Here is an 18,052-nt window from a genome sequence, read left to right as displayed (position 1 = left end):
CTTGAACGAGTTGTTAGGCAGGAGCCCCACACGCTTAGCAGCCGCAATGAAGTTTGCTCCAAAACCCGGGTCAGAGTGCACTTCTGAGCGGTTACTTCGGGAGGAGAACAGACGTTACAGCGGCTCGGCCATCTGCCTCACTTCGCCAACTGCACCAGCACCCGATGCCAGAACTCCAGCCCCGCCTCGACTTCCGACGCGGGCAGCTTTTCGTTGAGGCCGTGGGCGAAGGTGTCGTCGGGTTTGGTGAAGGCGGCGTCGATGCCGTAGCTGGGAACGCCGGCGTTGCGGAAGTACATGCTGTCGGAGGCGCCGGCGGACATGCCGGGCACCACGTCCACGCCGGGGTAGCGCTGGTGCACGGCGTCGGTGACGGCGGCGATTACGTCCTGGCGCAGCGGCGAGGCGGGGCTGGCCACCGGCGGAGGCTGTAGTACGGTCACGCTGGCGGACTGGTCGTCGATCACCTTGACCAGGGTGTCGCGCACGCTGTCGACCGGCGTGCCGGGGAAGATGCGGCAGTTGATGTTGACGCTGGCGCTTTGCGGCAGCGCGTTGAGCGCGTGGCCGCCGTTGAGCATGGTAGCCACGCAGGTGGTGCGGATCTGCCCGACGTAGGCGGGGTCGGCCGAGATGGTGGCCGCGGCGGCGCCATCGTCGGGGTGGGCGGCGAACTGCGTCATCGCCGCACCGAGCGGTCCGGGCGTGTGCGCGCCGAGCGCACGCAGCGAGGCGCGCGTGATCTCGTTGCTCTGCGGCGGAAACTGGTAGCCGGCGACGCGGTCGATGATGCGCGCCAGGCGGTAGATCGCGTTGTCCGCGGTGGGCTCGCTGGAGTGGCCGCCAGGTGAGGTGAGGCTGATGCGAAAGTCCGCGTAGGTCTTCTCGGCGGCCTGGATTTTAGGGCCAGGGGTCAGAGTCGACTTTTTAACAAGCCAAGCTACGCCGCCTGAATCACGAATTCGCTGGCCGTGGCGATGGGCTGCACGTTGCGCAGCGTGCGGCGCATCTCGACCAGGCCATACCGTTCCATCGTCTTGAGCGTCCGCGAAAGATTGCTGGGTGCGCGGCCGGTGAGTTCCGCGAGCTGGGTCAGTGACGCGGGCTTCTGTTCCCGGATGACACGCAGCAACGCGCGGTTGTCATCGGACAACACTTCGGCCAGCGAGCGCATGGAGGTGAACCAGACCTTCGGCTCGCCGGGGCGTGGCTGATGATCGCCGCGTGCAACGGCCAGTGCGCGGGCGCGGATGGCTTGCTGGGAGGCGATGCCGATGACCAGCTTTTTCATGACTTCGTTTCCTCAAGTACGCGGTCGACTTCGTTGAAGAAATCCTCCAGCAGTTGCTGTGGGCTGGCGAATTCGTACGGTACGCCCTTGTCGCTGACGTGACGATGGCGGTGGTCGTAGGCCAGACGCCGGCCTGCATGACGCTTGCGCTTCGGCGGCCTGACGGCATGCGCATTGTCGAAACCGAGTAACCGCGTGCCGTAGCGGTCATGCAATGTCAGCGCGTAGCGTATGCCGTGCGGCACATGCTCGTTCACCTCGACACGCCATGCCTCGATCTTGATCCAGCAACCATTGCCCTGATCGTAGATCTCGCCGTTGAGCAACAGCAGCGTTTCCAGTCCTGCGTCTTCCTTTGACATGACTATATATCATCCGATGATAAATTGAACGAATCCGGCCAATGCCTGTGGCGGCTGGTCGCACGCCGCACCACGAAAACGGAGTCGGGCTTAGCTGTTCCAACGTTTGTCCGAGATCATGGGCGGCGTGACGCCAGTTCTTCCGGTCAACTCACTTCGCCAACTGCACCAGCACCCGATGCCAGAACTCCAGCCCGGCTTCGACTTCCGACGCGGGCAGTTTTTCGTTGAGGCCGTGGGCGAAGCTGTCGTCGGGTTTGGTGAAGGAGGCGTCGATGCCGTAGCTGGGGACGCCGGCGTTGCGGAAGTACATGCTGTCGGAGGCGCCGGCGGACATGCCGGGCACCACTTCCACGCCGGGGAAGCGGGCGTGCACGGCGTCGGTGACGGCGGCGATCACGTCCGGGCGCAGCGGCGAGGCGGGGCTGGCCACCGGCGGGGGCGACAGCACGGTGACGCTGGCGGATTTGTCGTCGATCACCTTGACCAGCGTGTCGCGCACGCTGTCGACCGGCGTGCCGGGGAAGATGCGGCAGTTGACGTTGACGCTGGCGCTTTGCGGCAATGCGTTGAGTGCGTGGCCGCCGTTGAGCATGGTCGCCACGCAGGTGGTGCGGATCTGCCCGACGTAGGCCGGATCGGCGGAGATGGTGGCGGCTGCGGCGGCGTCGTCCGGATGGGCGGCAAAGCGCGTCATCGCCGCGCCGAGTGCGCCGGGCGTGTGGGCGCCGGTGGCACGCAGCGAGGCTCGGGTGATGTCGTTGATCATCGGCGGAAAGGCATAACCGCCTACGCGGTCGATCACCTTGGCGAGGCGGTAGATCGCGTTGTCCGCGGTCGGTTCGCTGGAGTGGCCGCCGGGCGAGGTGAGGGTGATGCGGAAGTCCGCATAGGTCTTCTCGGCCGCCTGGATCTGGTAGACCACGGGCTTGCCGCTGGCCGGGTCCAGGGTGCCGCCGCCGGCATCGGCGTTGAGCAGGAATTCGGCGTCGTGGTAGCGCTTCGCCAGCTCGCGGGTCGAGGCCATCGCGGTCTCCTCGTCGCCGGACAGCAGCAGGATCAGGTCGTGGCGCGGCTTGAAACCCTCGCGTTTGAGCCGGATCAGCGTTTCCACCAGCACCACCACCGCAGTCTTCATGTCGGCGGTGCCGCGGCCGTAGAGGTAGCCGTTCTGCTCGATCAGGGTGAACGGGTCGCGGGTCCAGTCCTGGCGCTTGGCCGCCACCACGTCCATGTGCCCGGACAGCAGGATCGGCTTGCCTTCACCGGTGCCGCGATAGCGCGCGACCAGTGCGGCGGTTTCGCCCACCGGGATGATCTCGATGTCGCCGGCGGCGAAGCCTGCGGCCTTGAGCTTGTCGGCGAGGTACGCGGCTAGCACCGGCACCTGATGCTGGTCCTCGACGGTAGGGATGCTGATGGCGTGTTTCAGCATGGCCATGGTCTCGGGCAATGCTTCGGCAGCGCTGCCGGCATGCGCCGTGCCGATGCCGGTGCAGAAGACCAGCATGGCCGTGGCGGTGAGTCCGAGTGTGCGTGCTGATCCCATGTGAGTTTGCCTGTGCAGGTCGTGAACGGAGCCCGAGTATGCGCGGCGGCTCCGCTGCCTGCACATGCCGGATTCGCCGCGTGGTCGTGTTAACCTTGCCGCCGCGCTGGCGGTGCTGCCGCCGGCGCGATACCCCTTGGGGAGTAGCCTGCCTCGTTCGCGCGGGGCGTCTTCGTCAACATGCTCGGCAGCAAGCTGCCGTGGCGAAGACACCGATCCTGGTTGGCGAGACCAACGGCTGACGGCGCCACGACGGTCGGGCGCGCCGTCGTGCCGTTGCGCCTGGCCCGACCGAATGGCAACCCATGAATCCCGTTTCCATCCTGCTGCTCGGTTTCGCCATGTCCACCGACGCGTTCGCCGCGGCGATCGGCAAGGGCGCCGCCATGACGCGTCCGCGGCTGTCCCAGGCCATGCGCGCCGGCCTGATCTTCGGCGTGATCGAGGCGATCACGCCAGTGATCGGCTGGCTGCTGGGCAAGGGCGCCGCGCGCTATATCGAGGCCTGGGACCACTGGATCGCCTTCGGCCTGCTGCTGGTGCTGGGCCTGCACATGATCTGGGCCGGCGTGCAGCCGGATTCGGGCGAGCCGGTCGACGAGGCGAAGAAGCACGGCATCGTCGGCCTCGCCATCACCGGCCTGTCCACCAGCATCGACGCGCTGGCGGTGGGCGTGGGGCTGGCCTTCGTCGACGTCTCGATCGCCATGGTGGCCGTGGTGATCGGCCTGTGCACGTTCAGCATGGTCACGCTGGGCATCATGCTCGGCCATGTGCTGAGCGCGATGGTCGGCCGCCGCGCAGAGATCATCGGCGGCGTTATCCTGATCGGGGTGGGCGCGGTGATCCTGTACGAGCATCTTTCCGTCTGACGGGTGCCCATGAAAAACCCGGGGATCGCTCCCCGGGTTCCATGGCTCTCCCGCGCTTGCCAGGTCGCCTACAGCTTGTAGTTCACGCCGAACAGCACCGTGCGGCCCCAGGTGTCGTACTCCTTCGGGCTCGTTACCTGCACGTTGTTCGGCAGGCCGGAGATCTGCACGGACTTGTCGGGCGTGTTGGTGAGGTTGCTCACCTGCAGTAGCAGGGATAGGCCGCTCCAGTTGCCCTCAGTGAAGGCGTAGCCGAGCTGGAAGTCGGTCTGCCGGTTGGCCAGTACTTTGGTGTAGTCGAGCTGGTCGAACCGGGCCACTGCCTCGCCGGTGAAGGACGAGCGGTAGCGCTCGGCCACGCGCACCGACCAGCCGTACTTCTCGTAGTAAACCGCCAGGTTGGCGACCTTGCGCGACAGGCCGGGCAAGGTTGTAGGCGGATCCAGGCCGGGGATGGACCCAATGACCTTTTGCGAGATGCTGCTGTTGGTCAGCGAGAAGTTGGCCTGCACGCCGAAGCCGTCCAGCGCGCTCGCCAGCAGGCCGCCTTCGAGCGCACCGGACAGCTCCAGGCCGTCCATCTTGCCGCCGGTACCGTTCGCGGGGCGGGTGAACGAGCCAATGTTGCTGGTCGGGGTGAGCGTGGGGTTGTCGTTAGTGTAGTTCGAGAAGTCGTAGTTGAGCGTGGTCTGGCTGTAGATGTAGTTCAACAGGTTCTTGTGGAACGCCGCCGCGGCGAGGTAGCTGGACTTGCCGAAGTAGAACTCGTAGGACAGGTCGGTGCCGACCGCAACGTACGGCTTCAGCTTCGGGTTGCCGCCGCTGCCGGACCACAGCACCTGGCCTGCGCCGGGGCCGCTCTGGATCTTCGACAGGCCGGCCGAGGTGGCGACCTTCTCGTCGTCGATGCGCCCGCGCGCCATGGTCTTGGCGAAGCCGAAGCGCAGGTACTGGCGGTCGGTGAGCTGGGCCACCAGGTTCAGGCTGGGCAGCACGTTGTTGTACTTGGCGCCATCGCTGATGCGCCCGACCAGGGTGTCACCGTTGGTCTGCAGCGCGGTCGAGGACTGGTCGGTGCGCACGAACTGCACGCCTACGTTGCCGCGCAGGGGCACGTCGCCCAGCGCGGTGTCGATGTTGAGCTTGACGTAGGCGACCGGCACCTTTTCCTTCACCGTGTAGTTGCGGCTCCAGTCGTCCTTGCCGTTGCGCTGAGTCAGGTAGAATTGATTGGCCAGCGCGCCCAGCACGTCGTAGCTGAGTATGCCCGGGATGCCGCCGTAGCCGAGCGTGGTCGGCGACCACAGGAAGCCCGAGTTCACCGGCGTACTGAAGTGGTTGTCGTAGGTGCCCTGGGTGGACCCGTTGCCGTTCAACCAGGCGAACTGCACGTCGGCCCGCTTGGTCTTGGTGCGGTCGGAGTAGTTCACGCCCAGGTTCATGCTGCTGAAGATCCAGCCCAGCGGGTGGCTCACCTCCAGCCGCACGGCCTTGATGGTGTCCTTCTGGGTGTCGAACTCCTGGCGGCCGTTGTAGCCGTAGCCATCCGGGTCGGTGAACACCACCAGCGACGGATCGGCCAGGTTCACCGCCGGCGAGAACCAGGGGTAGCCGTTGCCAGCCGGGGTGCGGAAGTCGACGCTGGTGAACGCGCCGCCGGCCAGGCCGGTGAACAGGTAGGCGTCGTGCAGCTTCTTCTTCGCGCTGGAGTACGAAAGGTCGGCAGTGGCCGTCCAGCCGTTGCCGAAGTCGTACTGGTTGTTCCAGCCGGCTGAGAACAGCTTGTCGTGTTCCTTGGTGTACTCGTTCTGCAGGATCGGCGCGATGCCGCTGATCGTGCCGGAGGTGACGATCGGGTAGGGCTGCGCCGGCGTGACGCCGACGTTGGAGTAGCTGACGTTGTCCCACGGGCTGCTTGACCACTGCGCGCCGTTCTTGAACGTCTTGTCGCCGAAGTTGGAGTAGTACAGGTCCAGGGTGGAGTGGTAGTGGTCGCCCGGCGCCCATTCCAGCACCGTCATCAGGCCGCTGCGTTTCTGGCGCATCGACTGCGCGCGCAACTGCATGCCTTCCTGCGAGATCACGCCGTCGGGCATGCCGGGCGTGTGTGGACCACTCCATCCCTCGGGCCATGGGGCTTCAATGCTGCCCGGGCCGTTGTTCATACTCCACCACCAGGCCTGGTACTGTTTTTCCTGGATCGGCGAGTCGAGGTGGGCGAAGCCCACCGCGATACCCAGCGTGTGATCGAAGAACTGGTCGATGTAGGAGATGCTGGCACGGTGGCCCATGTCGCCGATGCCGCCGCCCGGGTTGAGGTCGCCATTGGTGGTGTGCTCGCCGCGCAGGTTCACCGCGAAGGCGCGGTTGGGCAGGTCCAGCGGATGGATCGTGTGCAGGTCGACGGTGCCGGACAGGCCCTGGCCAATCAGGCTGGCGTCGGGCGTCTTGTAGATCGCCACGCCGCTGATCAGCTCGGACGGGTACTGGTCGTATTCGACGCCGCGGTTCTCGCCGATCGTGGCCTGCTCGCGCCCGTTCAGCGTGGTGCCGGCGAAACCGGGGTCCAGGCCGCGGATCGAGATCATGTTGGCGCGGCCGTTCTGGCGCTGGGTAGCTACGCCCGGCACGCGCGACAGGCTTTCGGCGATGCTCGCATCGGGCAGCTTGCCGATGTCCTCGGCCGAGATCGCTTCGATGATGTTGTCGGAGTTCTGTTTCGCCTTCAGCGAGTTCTCGATGCTGGCGCGGATGCCGGTGACGACAACCGCGTCGAGGTCGCTGACCGTGTTCTCGGATTTCTTGTTCTTCTTCTCGACGGTCTTGCTGTCCGGCTTGGCCGGCGCGGCCTGGTTGTCGGTCGGTTGCTGTTGCGGCTGTGTTTGCTGGGCTGAGGCCGAAGCGCTCAGCGCCAGGCCAAACAGCACGGCCGCGCAGGAGGCGGCCAGCGGCCGCAGACGGAAACGGGCGAACGGCGCACGCGGCGCCTGCGACATGCAGAAAGAACTCATGGCGTCCCTCAATCGGAATGGCGAGTGCCCCACCCGGCACTCGGGCGCCGACGGAGGCGGCTCCGCGACCGGCCTATGCTACTGCCAGGCCATGCCGGCGTGTCCAGCCCCATTTTTCCTGCATACATGTTCGAGGGAGTACGGCAGCGTGCCGTTGCAATGCAGCATCGCAGCGGCGCGCGCGGCGCTACTTCGCTTCCTTCTCCATCAGTTTCTCCACCATGCCGGTGGGCACCTCCTGGTAGTGGTCGAACTCCATGCTGAAGGTGCCGCGGCCGCGGGTGGCCGAGCGCAGGAAGTTGATGTAGCCGAACATCTCGGCCAGCGGCACGAAGCCCTGCACGAAGGCGGAGCTGCCCTTGTGGCCCTGGTCGCTGACCGTGCCGCGGCGGCGGTTGATGTCTCCGATGACGTCGCCGAGGTAGTCTGCCTCCATCACCACTTCGAGCCGCATGATCGGCTCCAGCAGCTTCGGCCTGGAGAGCTTCTGCGCCTCGCGGAAGCACTGCCGCGTGGCGATCTCGAACGCCAGCGCAGAGGAGTCGACGTCGTGGTACTTGCCGTCGATCAGGCGCGCCTTGAAGTCGACCACCTCGTAGCCGGCGACCTGGCCTTCCTGCGCTTCGGCCCTGACCGAATGCTCGACCGCCGGGATGTACTCGCGCGGCACGCGGCCGCCGACTACCTCGTCGGAGAACACCACGCCCGAACCCGGTTCGCCAGGCTCGAAGATCATGGTGACCTCGGCGAACTGGCCGCTGCCGCCAGTCTGCTTCTTGTGTGTGTAGGTGTGCTCGACGGTCTTGCCGAACGCCTCGCGGAAGCTGACCCGCGGCTTGCCCATGTTCGCCTCCACCCCCAGCTCGGTGCGCATGCGGTCGATGGTCACCTCCAGGTGCAGCTCGCCCATGCCCTTGAGCACGGTCTCGCCGGTTTCCTGGTCCACTTCCAGCTTCAGCGACGGGTCGGCCTTGACCATCTTGTAGAGCGCGCTGGACAGCTTGTCGACGTCGTCGCGGTTCTTCGGCTCGACCGACACGCTGATCACCGGGTCGGGAAAGCGCATGCGCTCGAGCAGTGCCGGGTGTGTCGGATCGGACAGCGAATCGCCGGTCTCGGTGTCCTTCATCGAGACGAACGCGCAGATGTCGCCGGCGCGCACCTCGTCGATTTCCCGGGTGTGGTCGGCCTGCACCTCGACGATGCGGCCCACGCGCTCCTTCCTGCCGCGGGTGACGTTGAGCAGGGTGTCGCCCTTGTTGATCACGCCCGAATAGATGCGGCAGAAGGTGAGCGTCCCGAACTGGTCGTTGATCACCTTGAACGCCAGCGCGCGCGCCGGCGCGTCGTCGGTGACCACCTGCTCGCCGATGACGTGGCCGTCCTCGTCGACCAGCGCGATGCCGCCGTTCTCGCCCGGGTACGGAAGATAATCGACCACCGCGTCGAGCAGCTGCTGCACGCCCTTGTTCTTGTACGACGAGCCGCACAGCACCGGCACCAGCGCGCCGGTGACGGTGCCCTGGCGGATGCAGCGCTTCAGCACAGCCGGGTCGAACCCGCCGGTGTTCAGCAGGCGCTCGAACGCGTCGTCGTCCAGCGCCAGCGCGGTTTCAAGCAGGTCCTGGCGCAGCTTCGGCAGGTCGGCGATCCACGCGTTGTCGGCGCTGGCGCCGAACGTGAGGCGATCCTCCAGTTGTTCCAGCGGCACGGTTTCCCACACGCTGTCCTTGTCGTCGGAGGCCCACAGGTAGCCCACGCCGGCGACCAGGTCGGCCATGCCGACGAACTCGTCGCTGCTGCCCAGCGGCACCTGGCACAGCAGCACGTGGGCGCCCAGGCGCTCACGGATGCCCTGCACGCAGTGCGCGAAATTCGCGCCGATGCGGTCCATCTTGTTGACGTAGCAAAGCCGCGGCACCTTGTACTGGTCGGCCAGGCGCCAGTTGGTCTCGGTCTGCGGCTCCACCCCGGCGACGCCGTCGAACACCACCACCGCGCCGTCCAGCACGCGCAGCGAGCGGTTCACTTCGATGGTGAAGTCGACGTGTCCCGGAGTGTCGATCACGTTGATCTGGTGGCCCTTCCACTCCGCGGTCACCGCCGCCGACTGGATCGTGATGCCACGCTTGCGCTCCTGCTCCATGTAGTCGGTGGTGGTGGAGCCCTTGCCGTCCTTGGTGTCGTGCACGTCGACGATCTGGTGCTTGCGCCCGGTGTAGTAGAGGATGCGCTCGGTGGTCGTGGTCTTGCCCGCGTCGATGTGCGCAATGATGCCGATGTTGCGATAGAGGGTCAGAGGTTTCTTGCGGGCCACGGGCTGGACTCCGGAGAGGGCTGCACGAACACAGCCAAGTGACAGCCAAAATGCTGCCTGTTGCGGACTTTTTCAATGCGGAAATGACTTCGAGGCTGCAGCGTCGACGCCGTACCGGATGCCGATCAGGGTAGTCCTTTTTGGGCGCTGCCTTTGTGCAAGATCGCCAGGGCCCGAGGACGACTCACACTGACAGCAGGTCCTCATGGAACGCGCCGAACGGTTCGGTTGGATGCGCAATCTGGATTTCCAGTATCCACAATCCGCTCGATGGCGACGCCTCCAGTTCGCCGAGGTCGCCGCCTTTGTGGATCGCGTGCGGGAAGTCGCCGACCCGGTGGCCCTTGATCGCATGGTTGAGCCGCCAGCCCATCGCCTCGGCGCGTTCGCCGGCCAACGCATACAGCGCCTGGCCGCTCAGCCCCTGTGCTCGCCACGCCGCGGCCACTTCGCCGAACAGCGCGCGCGCCGCCTGCGCGCAGGCCTGCCGTTGCGGCGCGTGGCCGACCACGAAGCTGTCGCCCACATCGCCCTCGTGGCCCTCGAACACCAGGCCGAGGTCGATGAAGTAGCTGTCGTTCTTGCCCAGCCGCACGCCGGGGTCGGAGCGCTGCCGGTAGGTCTTCACGGTGTTCGTGCCGATGCGGATGATCGCCGGGTGCCACAGCCGATCGACACCCAGTTCGCGGAACACGTCGGCCGCCTCGATCTTCGCCTCGTCCTCGCTGATGCCCACCCGCATGCGCGCGCGGATGCCGTGCAGCGCGGCCCAGCTTTTCTCGCGGGCACGCTGCATCAGGACCGGATCGTAGCGCTGGCCGACCGTTTCGCGCGGAAGGGAAGTCATGGGCTGGCGCGCCGTCAGACCAGGTGGATCAGCACCAGCGCGACCGCTGCAGGCAGGGCCTGGAACAACAGGATCTTCCGCGCCGCGGTCAGTCCGCCATAAATGCCGGCGACCAGCACGCAGGCGAGGAAGAACACCTTCACGCTGAAGCCGGCACCCCCGTTCCCAAGCAGCAGGCCCCAGGCCAGGCCTACGGCGAGGAAGCCGTTGTACAGGCCCTGGTTGGCGGCCAGCGCCTTTGATTGTTCCGCGAATTCCGCCGTGGTACCGAACGCGCGGCGGCCGGAAGGCCGCGTCCACAGGAACATCTCCAGGATCAGGAACCAGACGTGCAGCAGCGCGATCAACGCGATCACGATGTTGGCGGCGGTGGACATGCTGAGTTCCCCGGCTGGCTAGAAGGATGGCTGGCGTGCAGTGTTGCAGCCGGGATGCCTGCCCGCAATCGGACTTCGGACGCGGCCTTCAGGCTGGCGCGGCGTCGCGTCTGAAGGTCACCACCAGCACGTCACGGTGCGCCGGCTGCTGCGGGTCGAGCGGCGTGACCGGAGTGACGCCGTGGAACACGCGGTGGTCGTCGACCAGCGCCGCGTCGAAGGCGTGGGCGAGGGTGAAGCTGCCCAGCTCGCGGCCGTCCGGCGCATGGATGGTGGTGGTGCCGCGCTCGATGTTCTCGCGGTCGATCAACAGCACCAGCACGTAGTCGACGCCGTCGCGGTGCACGCCCTCGGGGGTGGGTTCGCCGGCCTCATCCGCACGCGCCTCGATGCGGAACTGATGCACCTCGACATGCCAGCGGCTGACAGCCGGGGCCAGCGCGCCGAAGCAGTCACGGCAGAAACCGAGGATGCGGCGCAGGCTGGCGCCGTTGGCGATGGCCGGCAGCACCGGCTCGAACCAGCGCTGGATGTCGCCCTGCAGCGGGTTGTATTTGAGGCTCTGGAAGTGCGGCTGATGCGCCTCGCGGCGGATGCCGCCATTGGCGTCGACGGAAAACGTGGCATGCCGGCGGCGCCGGTGGCGACCGCTGGCGGCGAGGTAGGTGTCCGGCGCCAGGTCGTTCCAGCTGTCGGCGAACGCGGGCCAGTCGCCCAGCGTCGGCGCTTCCAGCAGCGTGCGCACGATGTCGGCGGTGACGAAGGCGAAGCCGTCGCGCTGCAGCCGGTCGTGCAGCGCGGACGTGTCGGGGGAGGGAGTCATCCGGATACGTTAGCAGGACGCAGGCAAGGCAGCGCTGGTTTTGTGGGAGCCCGCTTGCGGGCGATTGCTCCTGCGAATCCCGAATTCCGAATCCCAAATCCCGGCTTTGAAGGCATCGCCCGCGAGCGGGCTCCTACGGGAAGGCCGTGGCCAGCCAGTCCGGCACCGGGATGCTCTTGCTGCGCAGGAACGCCGGGTTGAACAGCTTGGCCTGGTAGCGCGTGCCGGCGTCGGCGAGCACGGTGACGATGGTATGGCCGGGGCCGAGTTCGCGGGCGAGGCGGATCGCGCCGGCCAGGTTGACGCCGCTGGAACCGCCGGTGCACCAGCCCTCTTCGGCCAGCAGGCGGTGCAGCAGCGGCACCGATTCGTCGTCGGGAATCGACCAGGCCAGGTCGATGGGCGCGCCGTCGAAGTTCGCGGTGACCCGGCTGGAGCCGATGCCCTCGCTGATCGAGTTGCCGCTGGCGACCAGCTCGCCGGTGTTGATATAGCTGGCCAGTGCCGAGCCGGCCGGGTCGGCCAGTGCGATGCGCACCTGTGGATTGCGTGCCTTCAGCGCGCGCCCCACACCGGCCAGGGTGCCGCCGGTGCCGGCGGCGCAGACGAAGCCGTCGACGCGGCCGCCGGCATCGTCCCAGATCTCCGGCCCGGTGCTGGTCTCGTGCCAGTCGCGGTTGGCGGTGTTGTCGAACTGGTCGGCGAACCACGCGCTGCCCGGGTCGGCCGCGTTCGCCGCCTCGGCATGGGCGCGCGCCTGGTGCGCGTAGTGGTTCGGGTCCTTGTACGGCACCGCGGGCACCAGCCGCACCTCGGCGCCGGCGATGCGCAGCGCGTCGATCTTCTCGCGGCTCTGCGTGTCCGGCATGAAGATGGTGGTGCGGTAGCCGCGACTGGCACCAAGCAGGGCCAGCCCGATCCCGGTATTGCCGGCGGTGCCCTCGACGATGCGGCCTCGGGGGCGGATTTGCCCGCGCCGCTCGGCGTCCAGCAGCAGGCCCAGCGCGGTGCGGTCCTTGATCGAGCCACCTGGGTTGAGGAACTCGGCCTTGCCCAGGATCTCGCAGCCGGTCAAGGCGGAGGCGTGGCGCAGGCGCAGCAGCGGGGTGCGACCGATGGCGGTGGAGAGGTCGGGCTGGATACTCATGGATGAAGGTTTGGTGGAGGAATGTCGATTCTGCTCCTTTCCTGCCGCATCCCAAAGGGATTTCCTTCAGTCCCAGGACCGGTACGACGGATGACATGGTTAGATAGGCATATATACACCTAGACGTTTAGACGTCTATTGACAGGATGCCTCACAACATTCAATATCCGCCCACTCATCGAGACCGGCTGAGGGACAGGCCCTTTGAAGCCGGGGCAACCTGCGGAGCGTTTCCGCCACGGTGCCAACTCCTGCGGAGGTGCTGCGGCACCCACCGGAAGATGGGCGTCATCCGGCTCGCGGCGGTCTGCCGCCGAAACCGGGGCTGGCGACCTTTCCGGTACTTCGCAGGGCGATGCCGACCGGAGAGAGTTCCATGACGTTCCAGCCCGAAGCCCGCAGCAGCGAAGCCGTAGCCACCGCCTTCCCCCTCGCCCCCGAACCGCGCGCGAGGCTGGCCACCCAGCGCGGCACGCGCCGGCTGCGGCTCAGCCCGAAGTACGGCAGCGGCCCGCGCGAGGTGGACGTGGACTACCTGTGGTGCGGGGCGGCGGGCGCGCCCACCGTGATCGTGCAGGGCGGCATCTCGGCCGACCGTGACGTCACCGCGCTGGATACCGCCGCGGCACCGGGCTGGTGGCAGGCGCTGGTCGGCCGCGGCGCGGCGATCGACCTGGAACGCTGGCGCGTGCTGTCGATCGACTGGCTCAGCCCGGACCGGCTCGGCGCCGGTTCGGTTTCCAGCGAGGATCAGGCCGACGCGCTGGCCGCGCTGCTCGGCGAACTGGGCATCGTGCAGGCGCATGCCTTCGTCGGTTCGTCCTATGGCGCGATGGTGGCGCTGGCGTTCGCCGCGCGGCATCCGCGCAGCGTCGGGCGCCTGCTGCTGCTGGCCGGCGCGCACCGGCCGCATCCGCTCAGCACCGCGCAGCGCAGCGTGCAGCGCGGCATCGTGCGGCTGGGCCAGGCCAGCGGCCACGCCGACGAGGCACTGGCGCTGGCGCGCCAGCTGGCGATCACCACCTATCGCGGCAGCGCCGAGTTCGGCCGGCGTTTCGCTGGCGGCCCGGAGTGGCGCGAGGAACGCTTCCACTTCCCGGTCGAGGATTACCTGGCGCACCAGGGCCGCCGTTTCGTCGAGCGCTTCGACGCGGACCGCTTCCTTGCGCTGTCCGAGTCGATCGACCTGCACGACGTGCAGCCCGAGCGGATTCCTGTCCCGGCCACGCTGATCGGCTTCCCCTCCGACCGGCTGGTGCCGCTGGCCGACCTGTGCGAACTGCAGCGCCGCCTGCATGGGCCGGCCACGCTTGAGGTGGTCGAATCGCCGTACGGCCACGACGCCTTCCTGAAGGAACCCGAACAGCTCGCGCCGCTGCTGCGCGAAGCGCTCGCGTAGCCGCGTGCACTGCCTTCGTAGGGCGGGCATTGCCCGCCGCTCCCGAGCCACACGCATCGTCGAACAGCTGGCGGGCAGTGCCCCCCCTACCCAAGAACCTGCATTCACCGACTGACGAAAGACCTGGAGATCGAGATGACCGAGCCCGCCCCCTGTACCCGCGCCGTGCGCGCCGGCATCGAGAGCGACACCCAGCACGGCGCCGTGGTGCCCGCGCTGCACCTGTCGACCAACTACAGCTTCGCCGGCTTCGGTCGCAAGCGCGCCTACGACTACTCGCGCAGCGGCAACCCCACCCGCGACCTGCTCGGCGAGGCGCTGGCGGAGCTGGAGCAGGGCGCCGGCGCGGTGGTGACCTCCAGCGGCATGTCGGCGGTGGCGCTGGCGCTGGAGCTGGTGCCGGCCGGCGCCACCGTGCTGGCGGCGCATGACTGCTACGGCGGCACCTGGCGGCTGCTCGACGCATGGGCGAAGAAGGGCCGCTTCCAGGTCGAGTTCGCCGACCTCACCGACAGCGTGGCGCTGGCCGCCGGCCTGGCGAAGAAGCCGGCGCTGGTGTGGGTGGAGACGCCATCGAACCCGCTGCTACGGATCACCGACATCCGCCATGTGGCGCAGGCGGCGCACGCGGTGGGTGCCCTGCTGGTGGTGGACAACACCTTCCTGTCGCCGGCGCTGCAGCAGCCGCTGCTGCTCGGCGCCGACGTGGTGGTGCACTCCACCACCAAGTACATCAACGGCCACAGCGACGTGGTCGGCGGCGCGGCGGTGGCGCGCGACGCGGCGCTGGCCGAGCAGCTGAAGTGGTGGGCCAACTGCAACGGCCTCACCGGCGCGCCGTTCGACAGCTACCTGACCCTGCGCGGCCTGCGCACGCTCGGCGTGCGGTTGCGCCAGCACCAGGAAAGCGCTGCGCGCATCGCCGAACGGCTGGACGCGCACGCCGCCGTGCGCAAGGTCTGGTACCCCGGCCTGGCCAGCCATCCCGGTCATGCGCTGGCGGCGCGCCAGCAGCAGGGTTTCGGCGCGATGCTGAGCTTCGAGCTGGACGGCGACGTGGCGCAGATCGAGGCCTTCGTCGACGGCTTGCAGTATTTCTCGCTGGCCGAGTCGCTGGGCGGCGTGGAAAGCCTGATCGCGCACCCGGCCACCATGACCCATGCCGCGATGGCACCGGAGGCGCGCCGCACCGCCGGCATCGCCGACAGCCTGCTGCGGCTGTCGGTGGGCATCGAGGACGGCGACGACCTGCTGCGCGATCTCGACGCGGCGCTGGTCCGCGCCGCCGCCGTACAGACGTCCAAACGCCGGGTGCTGGCATGAGCGCGGTGCTGGCCGAGCGCGCGGCGGGCGTCCGGAGCGAAGCCTCCTCCACCATCGCGATCGTGCTGCTCGGCACCGGCGTGGTCGGCGGCGCGCTGCTGAAGCTGCTCAACACCGCCGCCGCGGGTTCGCTGCGGCTGGTCGGCGCGGCGAACTCGCGGCGCCAGCAGACCGATCCGGCCAGCCTGGCCCGACGCAACCTGCGCGAGCAGCTGAACCAGCACGGTGTCCCGCGCGACAACGCCAGTCTGCTCACCGCGCTGGACGCCAGCGGCGCGGCGGTGAAGGTGATCATCGATGCCACCGCCAGCACGACGCTGGCCGCGCGCCACGCCGAGTGGCTGGCGCACGGCTACCACGTGGTCACCGCGAACAAGGCGCTGGCCGGCGGCGAACTCTCCGGCTGGCGCGCACTGCAGGCGGCGCTGGCGAATGGCGGCCGCTACGGCGACTCGGCCACGGTGGGTGCCGGCCTGCCGGTGCTGTCCACCCTGCGCCGCCTGCGTACCTGCGGCGACGGCCTGCTCACCCTGGAAGGTGTCTTCTCCGGTTCGCTGTCGTGGCTGTTCAACCAGTACGACGGCAGCCGTCCGTTCTCCGAGCTGCTGCGCGAGGCGCGCCATCTCGGCTATACCGAACCCGATCCGCGCTCGGACCTGTCCGGCGAGGACGTGGCGCGCAAGCTCTTGATCATCGCCCGCAACGCCGGCTTCGCGCTGGGCACCGACGAGGTGCAGGTGGAAGGCCTGGTGCCCGCGTCGCTGCGCGAACTGGATACCGAGGCGTTCCTGGCGCGGCTGGCCGAACTCGACGTACCGCTGGCGGCGCGCCATGCCGAGGCGAAATCGCGCGGCTGCGTGCTGCGCTTCCTGGCCCGGCTCAACCAGCGCGGGCATGCCCGCGTCGGCCTGGCCGAAGTGCCGCTCACCCACCCGGCCGCGCGGCTGTACGGCACCGACAACCAGTTCGCGCTCACCACTACCCGCTACCACGCCCAGCCGCTGGTGATCCAGGGTCCGGGTGCCGGGCCGGAGGTGACCGCGCAAGCGCTGCTGGGGGACGTGCTGGCGCTGGGCTGAGCCTCAGGGTCTTGCGTCGGTGGCGGCCGGTGGCGTGCGCGGCACGATGCCCACGCGCATGCCGAACGGCGCGAACACTGCATTGAGCGTGCGCACGGTGGGGTTGCCCTGGTCGTGCTCGAGTTGCTGCAGGGTGTTGAGCGAGATCCGGCACATGCGGGCGAACTGGTCCTGGCGCAGGCCGGTCAGTTCGGTGCGCAACCGGCGTACGGCCGCGCCGATGCCGGTGCGGCCGTCCAGCAGTTCCGCCTGCAATTGGGCCAGCAGGGCCTGGCGATCGGCGAGTGAGATGCTCATGCCAGCAACTCCCCGCGGCGCAGGCGTGCGTCCAAGGTGCCCAGCGCGATGCGCGGATGATTGAACACGGCTTGCGGCAATCCGAAGTCATGCAGCAGGTCGGGCAGCGCGCGCAGTGTTTCGGCGTCCGCGCGCAGGTCGTCGAACAGCCGCTGCGGGTCGCCCCATGGCTGCAGCGTCGCGCAGGCAGCTCTCCAGTCCACCTCGCCGGCAACCTCCACCGGCGCGGGCCACTTGGTGGTGCGCGAGATGCCTTCCTCGTCCATCACCATCGGCGCCAGGTCGTAGATGGGCGCCAGCTCCAGCCGGTCGGCGTGGCGCAGCACCGCGGTGTTGCGGCCGTGGTTGTCGCTATTGCCCAGCACCAGGTTGAGCAGGTCGCGGCGCAGATATTCGCGCAGCAGCGCCGGCACGTCGCCGGCCTGGCCGGCGGCGGTCCAGGCCGAAGCCAATGCGGCAACTGCCTGCGGATGGGTCATGTAGCTGCCGGGGCGGGTCACGCCGGCCAGCGCGTAGACCGATTCCACCGCGATGCGCCGCACGGCACCGGCGTCGATGGCGCGGTCGAAGCGCGGCAGCCACAGGCTGGGGCGGCCCGCTTCTTCCAGCCGCATCGCGTCGCCGCCGACCACGGCGATGTCCAGCTTCGCCAATGCGCCGTAGTAGCAGTGTTCCGCGCGCAGGATCGCCTGGTCGGTCGGCCCGCCGTCGCCGCGCGGGAACTTCACGAACCAGTGTCGGCGTGCCCGTGTGTCGTCCAGCGTCGCATCCGGGTGCAGCAGGCCGCCGGCATCCTCGGTGAGCAGCAGCTTGGGGGCTTCGCCGCCGGCGCCGGTGGCACCGCCGATCGCCGCGCCCTGTTCGTAGGCATACTCCAGAAAGCGCGCGTCGCGGGCCACCACTTCGGCCATGGGGAAACCGATCGACGGCCCGGCCAGTGCCCCGAACGCGGATTTGATGCGCAGGTGCCCGACCGGCGCCGGCGTGCACTGCGCCAGCAACTGCAGGTCGGTGGCTGCGTCGTCGGCCCGCACCGGCAGGGCCAGGCGTTGCAGCAAGAAGCGCCGCGCCGCGCCGCTCGGCTCGATGTCGAACAGGAACGCCGGCCACTGCGGCTCGGTGCGGATGGTCCAGTCCAGCGGCAGCGTCGCGCTGGTGGCGAACGTGGTCGTGGCGCCGAGCCGGTCCAGGTGGGCCACGACGTAGGTGTCCAGATAGCCCAGCGTGCAGGGGCTGGCGTGGCCGTCGGCCGGGCGCAGGAACATGAGTTCCATGGCGTCGTGCCACTGGCCATCCAGGTGAAGCTGCACGATGAGGGGGTTCATACGAACTCCTGCTACCCAATTAAATAGGTGCAG

At 68.2% G+C, this 18,052-nt stretch carries 16 protein-coding genes and 1 riboswitch; of the genes, 4 read left to right on the top strand and 12 right to left on the bottom strand.

What is annotated here, in order from left to right; translation table 11 throughout:
- Positions 1–137: 137 nt before the first annotated feature.
- The 4 genes from UUA_RS04295 to UUA_RS04280 all read right to left on the bottom strand — a co-directional run bounded on the left by UUA_RS04295 (position 138) and on the right by UUA_RS04280 (position 3,163).
- Positions 138–899: a M20/M25/M40 family metallo-hydrolase gene (locus tag UUA_RS04295; RefSeq protein WP_255324875.1), complete on the bottom strand. Its 762-nt coding sequence runs from the start codon at positions 897–899 to the stop codon at positions 138–140.
- A gap of 41 nt (positions 900–940) precedes the next feature.
- Complete coding sequence (locus UUA_RS04290; protein WP_008434569.1) at positions 941–1,291, bottom strand: HVO_A0114 family putative DNA-binding protein; 351 nt, start codon at positions 1,289–1,291, stop codon at positions 941–943.
- Positions 1,288–1,653 carry a toxin-antitoxin system TumE family protein gene (locus UUA_RS04285; protein WP_008434567.1) on the bottom strand — a complete coding sequence of 122 codons (366 nt, stop codon included), beginning with the start codon at positions 1,651–1,653 and terminating at the stop codon, positions 1,288–1,290. Before UUA_RS04285 ends, UUA_RS04290 begins: the two co-directional genes overlap by 4 nt.
- Before the next feature lie 151 nt (positions 1,654–1,804).
- On the bottom strand, positions 1,805–3,163 hold the full coding sequence (locus tag UUA_RS04280; protein ID WP_008434565.1) for a M20/M25/M40 family metallo-hydrolase: 1,359 nt from the start codon (positions 3,161–3,163) through the stop codon (positions 1,805–1,807).
- 344 nt (positions 3,164–3,507) lie between these two features.
- Here UUA_RS04280 and UUA_RS04275 point away from each other — a divergent pair, with 344 nt between their 5' ends.
- Entirely contained in the window at positions 3,508–4,074 is a 567-nt protein-coding gene (locus UUA_RS04275; RefSeq protein ID WP_008434563.1) for a manganese efflux pump MntP, read from the top strand.
- A 68-nt stretch (positions 4,075–4,142) separates the two neighbouring features.
- On the opposite strand, the gene UUA_RS04270 is transcribed toward UUA_RS04275, so the two are convergent.
- The 6 genes from UUA_RS04270 to UUA_RS04245 form a co-directional block, all read right to left on the bottom strand.
- Positions 4,143–7,085: a TonB-dependent receptor gene (locus UUA_RS04270; protein ID WP_153022804.1), complete on the bottom strand. Its 2,943-nt coding sequence runs from the start codon at positions 7,083–7,085 to the stop codon at positions 4,143–4,145.
- A gap of 187 nt (positions 7,086–7,272) precedes the next feature.
- On the bottom strand, positions 7,273–9,402 hold the full coding sequence (gene fusA / locus UUA_RS04265) for an elongation factor G (RefSeq protein WP_008434560.1): 2,130 nt from the start codon (positions 9,400–9,402) through the stop codon (positions 7,273–7,275).
- Positions 9,403–9,586: 184 nt separating this feature from the next.
- Positions 9,587–10,249: a M24 family metallopeptidase gene (locus tag UUA_RS04260; protein WP_008434558.1), complete on the bottom strand. Its 663-nt coding sequence runs from the start codon at positions 10,247–10,249 to the stop codon at positions 9,587–9,589.
- 14 nt (positions 10,250–10,263) lie between these two features.
- Positions 10,264–10,626: a DUF1304 domain-containing protein gene (locus tag UUA_RS04255; protein WP_008434556.1), complete on the bottom strand. Its 363-nt coding sequence runs from the start codon at positions 10,624–10,626 to the stop codon at positions 10,264–10,266.
- A gap of 88 nt (positions 10,627–10,714) precedes the next feature.
- Positions 10,715–11,449, bottom strand: coding sequence for a 2OG-Fe dioxygenase family protein (locus UUA_RS04250; RefSeq protein WP_008434554.1), 735 nt, complete (start codon positions 11,447–11,449; stop codon positions 10,715–10,717).
- Positions 11,450–11,582: 133 nt separating this feature from the next.
- Complete coding sequence (locus UUA_RS04245) at positions 11,583–12,596, bottom strand: cysteine synthase A (protein ID WP_008434552.1); 1,014 nt, start codon at positions 12,594–12,596, stop codon at positions 11,583–11,585.
- A gap of 172 nt (positions 12,597–12,768) precedes the next feature.
- Positions 12,769–12,884, top strand: a riboswitch (SAM riboswitch).
- 88 nt (positions 12,885–12,972) lie between these two features.
- Between UUA_RS04245 and metX the strand changes: the two genes are divergently transcribed.
- The 3 genes from metX to UUA_RS04230 all read left to right on the top strand — a co-directional run bounded on the left by metX (position 12,973) and on the right by UUA_RS04230 (position 16,397).
- Positions 12,973–13,995, top strand: coding sequence for a homoserine O-succinyltransferase MetX (metX, locus tag UUA_RS04240; protein ID WP_008434550.1), 1,023 nt, complete (start codon positions 12,973–12,975; stop codon positions 13,993–13,995).
- A gap of 135 nt (positions 13,996–14,130) precedes the next feature.
- A complete protein-coding gene (metB, locus tag UUA_RS04235) occupies positions 14,131–15,318 on the top strand; it encodes a cystathionine gamma-synthase (RefSeq protein WP_008434549.1) in 1,188 nt (395 codons plus the stop codon).
- The gene (locus UUA_RS04230; RefSeq protein WP_008434547.1) at positions 15,315–16,397 is read left to right on the top strand and encodes a homoserine dehydrogenase family protein; all 1,083 of its coding nucleotides are present in this window, start codon (positions 15,315–15,317) and stop codon (positions 16,395–16,397) included. The genes metB and UUA_RS04230 overlap by 4 nt, the downstream gene beginning before the upstream one ends.
- A gap of 3 nt (positions 16,398–16,400) precedes the next feature.
- Here the strand turns inward: UUA_RS04230 and UUA_RS04225 are convergent, their stop codons facing one another.
- Positions 16,401–16,694, bottom strand: a complete 294-nt coding sequence (locus tag UUA_RS04225; protein WP_008434546.1) for a helix-turn-helix domain-containing protein — start codon at positions 16,692–16,694, stop codon at positions 16,401–16,403.
- On the bottom strand, positions 16,691–18,019 hold the full coding sequence (locus UUA_RS04220; RefSeq protein ID WP_008434544.1) for a HipA domain-containing protein: 1,329 nt from the start codon (positions 18,017–18,019) through the stop codon (positions 16,691–16,693). The genes UUA_RS04225 and UUA_RS04220 overlap by 4 nt, the downstream gene beginning before the upstream one ends.
- Between the last annotated feature and the right edge of the window lie 33 nt (positions 18,020–18,052).

The sequence above is a fragment of the Rhodanobacter thiooxydans LCS2 genome (assembly GCF_000264375.1).
GTDB classification, from domain to species: domain Bacteria; phylum Pseudomonadota; class Gammaproteobacteria; order Xanthomonadales; family Rhodanobacteraceae; genus Rhodanobacter; species Rhodanobacter thiooxydans.
The sequence above is the reverse complement of the archived record's forward strand: the minus strand, read 5'-3'. Positions and strand labels throughout refer to the sequence as shown.